Annotated in this window: 7 protein-coding genes; 4 read left to right on the top strand and 3 right to left on the bottom strand. The window is 63.3% G+C overall.

The window, feature by feature from the left end; all coding sequences use genetic code 11:
* Positions 1 to 132: 132 nt before the first annotated feature.
* The 3 genes from AC4CS3_RS23775 to AC4CS3_RS23785 are packed head-to-tail and all read right to left on the bottom strand — an operon-like array spanning position 133 to position 2,738.
* Positions 133 to 966: an alpha/beta fold hydrolase gene (locus AC4CS3_RS23775; RefSeq protein ID WP_490785519.1), complete on the bottom strand. Its 834-nt coding sequence runs from the start codon at positions 964 to 966 to the stop codon at positions 133 to 135.
* Between the two features lie 31 nt (positions 967 to 997).
* The gene (locus AC4CS3_RS23780) at positions 998 to 1,852 is read right to left on the bottom strand and encodes an alpha/beta fold hydrolase (protein WP_490785520.1); all 855 of its coding nucleotides are present in this window, start codon (positions 1,850 to 1,852) and stop codon (positions 998 to 1,000) included.
* A 4-nt stretch (positions 1,853 to 1,856) separates the two neighbouring features.
* Complete coding sequence (locus tag AC4CS3_RS23785; protein ID WP_437772041.1) at positions 1,857 to 2,738, bottom strand: alpha/beta fold hydrolase; 882 nt, start codon at positions 2,736 to 2,738, stop codon at positions 1,857 to 1,859.
* A 77-nt stretch (positions 2,739 to 2,815) separates the two neighbouring features.
* Here AC4CS3_RS23785 and lysS point away from each other — a divergent pair, with 77 nt between their 5' ends.
* The 4 genes from lysS to AC4CS3_RS23805 form a co-directional block, all read left to right on the top strand.
* Positions 2,816 to 4,345: a lysine--tRNA ligase gene (gene lysS, locus AC4CS3_RS23790; RefSeq protein WP_490785521.1), complete on the top strand. Its 1,530-nt coding sequence runs from the start codon at positions 2,816 to 2,818 to the stop codon at positions 4,343 to 4,345.
* A gap of 2 nt (positions 4,346 to 4,347) precedes the next feature.
* Positions 4,348 to 4,524, top strand: coding sequence for a hypothetical protein (locus AC4CS3_RS23795; protein ID WP_172465751.1), 177 nt, complete (start codon positions 4,348 to 4,350; stop codon positions 4,522 to 4,524).
* 173 nt (positions 4,525 to 4,697) lie between these two features.
* Positions 4,698 to 5,024, top strand: a complete 327-nt coding sequence (locus AC4CS3_RS23800; RefSeq protein WP_236814113.1) for a histone-like nucleoid-structuring protein Lsr2 — start codon at positions 4,698 to 4,700, stop codon at positions 5,022 to 5,024.
* A gap of 373 nt (positions 5,025 to 5,397) precedes the next feature.
* The coding region (locus tag AC4CS3_RS23805) for an ATP-dependent Clp protease ATP-binding subunit (RefSeq protein WP_490785522.1) at positions 5,398 to 7,777 on the top strand (2,380 nt) is incomplete at its 3' end.

Below are 7,777 nucleotides of genomic sequence, written 5' to 3' on the forward strand. Positions count from 1 at the left end.
CCTTTAAAACACCCCCCGGCAAAAACGAGCCGGCACCCCGCCAGCACCCGGTATAAACGAGCCGGCCCACCGCAAGCACCCGGTATAAACGAGCCGGCATCCCGCCAGGACCCCCTATAAGTGAGCCGGCGTTTAGCCCGAGAAGAAGTCGGAAAGCTCGGCGATGAGCTTGTCGGGTGCGCGGATCACGCCGTCGTGGCCGTGGCCGGGGAGGATGGTGTAGCTCGATCCGGAGAGCACGTCATGGATCTGGCCGCACGCCACGCCGAAGTAGGCGGGGCTCTTTTCCCCCACCACAATGAGCGTTTCCAGCGGCAGCTCAAGGAACGGCTCGGCGGGCATGTCCGCGGCGATGACTGCCTTGATCTCACGCACGCCGGACTGCATGAGCTCACGCATCTGCTTGCCCATGGGAGTGCCCGACGTCAGCTTGGTGACGAGTGTCAGCATGGACAGCGGCATCCGCGCGAAGGCGCCCTCCGTCTCGACGCCCTTCACAAGCACAGCGAGCCCGCGGTCAAAGTCTCCAGCCGCCGTCGCGCGCTCGTATTCGCTCGTCCACTCGGCCTTCACGCTGTGGTTGACGGAGACTGCGGGGTCGTAGACCGCCAGGCGTTCCACCGGTAGCGTGCGCGCCGCGTGCAGGGCCACAGCGCCTCCGAAGCTGTGGCCGAAGACATCGGTGCTGGCCGTGTGCTTCATGACTTCGGAAAGATCCCGGATGTCGACGTCGAGGGTGTAGTCCTCGGGCTGCGGCGACGATTCACCACGGCCGCGGCGGTTGAAGGTGTGGACCGGGCGACCAAGGGCGGCACTGAGTTTCTGGGCAAACTTGGAGTAGTCTGCGGCGGTCACCATCGAGGCGGGCACGACGACGACGCCGGAGCCGCCACCGGCAAGCTCACCGCCCGTCGTGAAGAGCTCGAGGGTTCCGCCGTCGGCCGTTGTGATGTTCTCGCGCGTCATGCTTCGAGCCTAACCGAGCCGCAGGGTTCCGTCAGTCCTTGAAATAGCTGGAAAGGTCCGTCACGAGTTCCTTGACCGCGGCAGGAATGGATCCGTGGAAACCTTTTGGCGATACCACCAGCGTGCTTCCGGGGACGGCTGCGTACAGCCGCTCTGCAGTGACCTTGTAGTATTCGGGGCTTTTGCTGCCCACGATAAATTGCGTGCTTCGGGGGAGGACGGAGAAGTCCCGCGGGCGCGCAGCTTCGTCGTAGGCGGCTTTGAGTTCTGCCACGCCCGTTGGCATGAGTCCCCTGAGGACCTTGTTGACCTTGGTGTGGGAAACGAGGGCCATGAGTCCGGCCAGGATGGGCTCCGGGATTCGCGCCAAGGCGGTGCCAGGCTGCATCCCCCTCTTCATCCTGGCCATGGCACGCCCTACATTTCCGCTATCCACGGATTGGGCAAAGCCTTCCAACCAGCCCATGTCCATGCTCCCGTCGATGTTCACGGCGGCGTCGTACACGGCAAGTTTGTCAGGTTCGTAGCTTGTCCCCGCAAACTCCTGCACGGCGTTCAGTGCCACGGATCCGCCAAGGCTGTGGCCAAGGAGGTTCCTGGCGCCTGTGGCGTCCATGATGCTCCGCACGTCCGCAATCTCCGTGGCCATGGAGTAGTTTGCGGGTAGTTCCGTCGAGCTGCCGCGGCCCCTGCGATCGTAGACGTCGACTGCCCAACCTTCGCCGAGTCCGTTGGATAGCGCCACGGAAAAAGGCCTGTAGATGAGCGCGGTCAGGAATGCGCCCCCGATGAGCACCACGCGGTGCTCTCCCGGAGCATCCGCCGAGCCGTAACTGTACAAGGCGAGCTTGCCGCCGTCGGGGGTGGTGACCTCACGTTCTATCACCGCTTCATCCTAGGGTGACGGCGCCCTGTGCCAGGTAGCGGGCAATCCTCACAGCGAGCTGCTTGCCTGGCCGGAGAGGACCCTCGTGGAACTGGAGTGGGACTACCGAGAAGTCCACCGCCGGTATGGCAGCTGCAAGCTGCCGACCGGTTTCGGCAAAGTACGCCGGACTCCACCCGCCACTTAGCATCAGCGTTGGCGTTTTCAACTCCGCATAGTCTTGGATATGCGAGTCGGCGTCAATGATCGCGCGCATCTCCAACACCGCCGTCGGCAGCAGTTCCCGCATCTCGGATCCCAACCTCGTCTTGGCGGAGAGGATGCTGATCACCCGCAGCGCCCCGAGCGGCAAGTAGGAAATCGGGCCGGCCGTGCCCAGCCCCTGGACCAAATGCGCCCAGGCGTTGTCGAGCTGGCCCGCGGTGACGGCCTCTTCCAATTGCGGTCGCCAGCGCCCGTTCAAGTTGCCGGAGAGGGAAACCGCGGCGTCGTAAGTGACGAGGCGGGAAATTGGTGCACGCAGCGCCGCCTGCAGCGCGACGAATCCGCCATAGCTGTGGCCAACAACATCGGTGGATCCGCTCGCTTCCATCACGGAAAGCAAGTCGCTGGTCTCCGTCGCAGCGGAGTAGCCGGGCGGCTGCGGTGCCGACCGGCCGCGGCCGCGCCGGTTGTAGGAATGCACCGGCCGGCCGAGCAGGACGCTCAGGTTCCGCGCGAATGGCCAGTAAAGGGAATCAGTCACCAAGGTGCCGTGAACGAGGACGACGCCGGGCTCCTCCGTAGCGCTTGAAGCGCCGGGAATGGACGCTTCGGCTACCGGCCGGAAGGAGTGCACCTCGAGGTGGCCGCCGTCGTCGTCCGTTTCAACTGTCCATGTCTCCACAGCCCGAGTCTATGTTGCCGCGGGGGCGGGAGGGGAAGATAGGGAACTCTAAGGAATCCCCGGTAAACTTGTGGATTGTGACTTCCGCAAACACCCCATCCCCGCACACCGCCGCCGAGCCAGCCGACGCCAGCGAACAGATGCGCATCCGCATGGAAAAGCGCAGCAAGCTGATTGAGCGCGGCACCGAGGCCTACCCGGTGGGTGTTGAGCGGACGCATTCCCTAGCGGAGATCCGCGAGAAGTACGCCCATCTCCAGGCTGACGAAACCACCGGCGACGTCGTGGGCATCACTGGCCGCGTCGTGTTCGTGCGCAACACGGGCAAGCTCTGCTTCGCCACCCTCCAGGAAGGCGGTGTGGACGGGAAGGGCGTGCGCCTGCAGGCGATGCTCAGCCTCGCGAATGTCGGCGAGGAAACCCTCGCGGACTGGAAAGCGCTGGTGGACCTCGGAGACCACGTCTTCATCAAGGGCGAAGTCATTTCCTCCAGGCGTGGCGAGCTGTCCGTCATGGCCGACTCCTGGTCGATGGCCTCCAAGGCCTTGCGCCCGTTGCCGGTGCTGCACGCCGAACTGAATGAGGAAACCCGTGTCAGGCAGCGCTACGTGGACCTCATGGTCCGCGACGAAGCCCGGGAAATGGTCTACACCCGCGCAGCGATTACCCGCTCGGTCCGCGACACCCTGGACCGCCGCGGCTATGTGGAAGTGGAGACCCCCATCCTGCAGCTCGTCCACGGCGGTGCCACGGCACGCCCGTTCGAGACGCACATGAATGCCTTCGACCAGAAGATGACGCTGCGTATCGCCACCGAGCTCTTCCTCAAGCGCGCCGTCGTGGGCGGAATCGACCGCGTCTACGACATGGGCCGCGTCTTCCGCAACGAAGGCGTCGACTCGACGCACAGCCCCGAATTCACCACATTGGAATGCTACGAGGCGTGGGCGGACCAGTTCGTCATGGCCGAGCGCATGAAGGAAATCATCCTTAACGTCGCCGACGTCGTGGGCACCCGCACCATCCAGACTGACGCCGGAGAGATCGACCTCGACGGCGAATGGGCCTGGGTTGCCGTCTACCCGGGGCTCTCCGAGGCGATCGGCGAAGAGATCACTCCGGACACCACGGTGGGGGAACTTCAGGCGATTGCCGCCAAGCACGAGGTCAAGGTGGATCCCAAGTGGGACGCCGAAAAGCTCGTAGTAGAACTGTTCGGCGAGATCGTCGAACCCACCCTGCTCAACCCGACCTTTGTCTACAACTACCCTCCCTCCGCGCAGCCCCTTGCCCGGCCGCATCGGGAGGACGGCCGCCTGATCGAGGCCTGGGACCTCATCATCGGCGGCATGGAACGCGGCACGGCCTTCTCCGAACTGATCGACCCCGTCATCCAGCGCGAACGCCTCACGGAGCAGTCCCGTCGTTCGGCAGCCGGCGATGTCGAGGCCATGCAGCTGGATGAAGACTTCCTGCGCGCCCTTGAATACGGTGCTCCGCCCATGGGCGGCATCGGCCTAGGCATCGACCGCTTGGTCATGCTGTTCACCGGAGCAGGCATCCGGGAAACCATCCTGTTCCCACTCCTCAAGCCCGAAGGGCACTGACCATGGAATACATTGCCGTTCTTGCACCGTCCGTCGTTGTCGGACTTCTCTTTTGGTTTGCCATGAAGGCTATCTTCAACGCGGACAAATCAGAGCGCCAAGCAGAAGCCCGCGCCCAGGAAGAAGCCGGATTCGGAATTGCCAAGCCGGCGGGCGACGGCTCAACCCCTGCCAAATAGCTCTTTCTCCGGGCGCTCCAGAAGATTTAATAGTGTCTTTGGCGATCCCTTTGAGGATGCCTTTGGCCGAGCCTTTGACGAGCCTTTGACTAGGTGCCATCCACTGGACGATAATCTTTAATTAGTAGTCTAGCTATTCTGCATATCCGACCCCTCCAAAAGAGAGTCTTTTCATGGCACAGAAAGTCAAAATTATCCTCGTTGACGACCTGGATGAGGGCTCTGCGGATGAAACTGTCCGCTTTGGCCTTGACGGAGTCAGTTACGAAATGGACCTGTCCAGTGCCAACGCTGCGAAGCTGCGGGACGCTCTTGGGCCATTTGTCGCTAAGGCGCGCAAGACATCGACCGGCCGTGCAACGCGTAGCCGCGTTGCCGCGGGCAGAAACCAGGACTCCGCGCAGATCCGTCAATGGGCGCGCGACAACGGTTATACCGTAAACAGCCGTGGCCGCATTCAGGCCGAAATTCAGGAAGCCTACCAGAAGGCCAATTCCTGACACCAAGTATCAATACCCCGGCCCTACGGCCGGGGTATTGTTTTTTAACCGCACGGCTCGCCGGGATAACGATGTCGTTTGGCAGCATGGCGCCACTATTCCCAGGAAGGTTTGGAGCCGACTGGGCATAGCCGGTGGACAGTCACCACGTTTGCCGGGAAGAACGACGGCGGCCGGCCCGTGGGGGTATCGACGGAAGCGCGGCGTGACCGTGGAAGCCCTGGAGTCGGTCTCCGCCGTGATCCCGAGGCCCACGGACGAGTTGAGCGGACTTATTCCCGGTGCGGCCATGTTTCCCCTGTGGCGAACACGCCCCAAAATTCCAGCGTTGCCACGTAGCATCAAAGTACGTCGTAGCTAGGAGTGTGGCGAAATGTTTGAGAGATTTACGGACCGTGCCCGTCGCGTTGTTGTGCTTGCCCAAGAAGAGGCACGCATGCTCAACCACAACTACATCGGTACCGAGCACATCCTCTTGGGTCTGATCCACGAGGGTGAGGGCGTTGCCGCCAAGGCGCTGGAGTCCCTGAGCATTTCGCTCGATGGCGTCCGCGAGCAGGTACAGGAGATCATCGGCCAGGGCCAGCAAGCCCCGTCCGGCCACATCCCCTTCACCCCGCGCGCCAAGAAGGTGCTTGAGCTCTCGCTCCGCGAAGCCCTGCAGCTCGGCCACAACTACATCGGCACCGAGCACATCCTGCTCGGCCTCATCCGCGAGGGTGAAGGCGTTGCCGCGCAGGTCCTGGTCAAGCTTGGCGCCGACCTCAACCGCGTCCGCCAGCAGGTCATCCAGCTGCTTTCCGGCTACCAGGGCAAAGAAACTGCGGGTCCCGGCTCAGGTCCCGGCCAACAGGAAGGCACCCCCGCCGGTTCGGTAGTGCTCGACCAGTTCGGCCGCAACCTCACCCAGGCCGCGCGGGAAAACAAGCTTGATCCCGTGATCGGCCGCGAGCTGGAGATGGAACGCGTCATGCAGGTCCTCTCCCGCCGGACCAAGAACAACCCCGTGCTGATCGGTGAGCCCGGCGTCGGCAAGACTGCCGTCGTCGAGGGCCTTGCCCAGGCGATTGTCCGGGGAGATGTGCCGGAGACCATCAAGGACAAGCAGCTCTACACGCTTGACCTTGGTTCCCTTGTTGCCGGTTCCCGTTACCGTGGTGACTTCGAAGAGCGCCTGAAGAAGGTCCTCAAGGAAATCCGGACCCGCGGCGACATCATCCTCTTCATCGACGAGATCCACACGCTCGTGGGTGCCGGCGCTGCAGAAGGTGCGATCGATGCCGCGTCCATCCTCAAGCCGATGCTGGCCCGTGGTGAACTCCAGACCATTGGTGCCACCACACTGGACGAGTACCGCAAGCACATTGAGAAGGACGCCGCCTTGGAGCGCCGCTTCCAGCCGATCCAGGTCAAGGAGCCTTCCGTCGCGCATGCGATCGAGATCCTCAAGGGCCTGCGTGACCGCTACGAAGCGCACCACCGGGTGACCATCACCGACGGCGCCCTTGCTTCTGCTGCAACGCTGGCCGAGCGCTACATCTCGGACCGCTTCCTGCCGGACAAGGCGATCGACCTGATCGACGAAGCAGGTGCACGGCTTCGCATCCGCCGCATGACCGCCCCGCCGGAGCTCAAGGCCATGGATGAGCGCATCGCCGAAGTGAAGATGGAGAAGGAATCCGCCATCGACGCCCAGGACTTCGAAGGCGCCGCCTCGCTGCGCGACAAGGAGCAGAAGCTCATTGCCGAGCGTGCCGAGAAGGAACGCAACTGGAAGTCCGGCGGCATGGATGATATTTCCGAGGTGGACGAGGAGCTGATTGCCGAAGTTCTCGCGAACTCCACCGGCATCCCGGTCTTCAAACTCACCGAGGAAGAATCCAGCCGTCTCCTCAAGATGGAAGACGAGCTGCACAAGCGGGTCGTCGGCCAGGACGAGGCCATCCGTGCCCTCTCCCAGGCGATCCGCCGCACACGTGCAGGCCTGAAGGACCCCAAGCGTCCGGGTGGCTCGTTCATCTTCGCCGGCCCCACCGGCGTCGGCAAGACCGAGCTCGCCAAAGCGCTGGCCGAATTCCTGTTCGGTGAAGAGGATGCCCTCATCACGCTGGACATGTCCGAGTACTCCGAGAAGCACACGGTTTCGCGTCTCTTCGGTGCCCCTCCCGGCTACGTCGGCTACGAAGAAGGCGGCCAGTTGACGGAGAAGGTCCGCCGTCGTCCGTTCTCCGTGGTGCTGTTCGACGAAGTGGAGAAGGCCCATGCCGATCTCTTCAACTCGCTGCTGCAGATCCTGGAAGACGGCCGCCTGACCGACTCCCAGGGCCGGGTGGTGGACTTCAAGAACACGGTGATCATCATGACCACCAACCTGGGTACCCGCGACATCTCCAAGAGCGTGGCGACCGGCTTCCAGTCCGGTACGGACACCACCACCGGCTACAACCGGATGCGGGCACGGGTCACCGAAGAGCTCAAGCAGCACTTCCGCCCCGAGTTCCTCAACCGCGTTGACGACGTCGTGGTGTTCCCGCAGCTCACGCAGGACGAGATCATCGAGATCGTGGACCTCTTCGTCACGCGCCTCGAGGGCCGCCTCAAGGACAAGGACATGGGCATCGAGCTCACCACGGCCGCCAAGGTCCTCCTGGCGACCCGGGGCTACGATCCCGCCATGGGTGCCCGGCCGCTGCGCCGCACCATCCAGCGCGAGATCGAGGACCAGCTCTCCGAGAAGATCCTCTTCGGCGAGC

This window comes from Arthrobacter sp. SE2 (assembly GCF_058244265.1).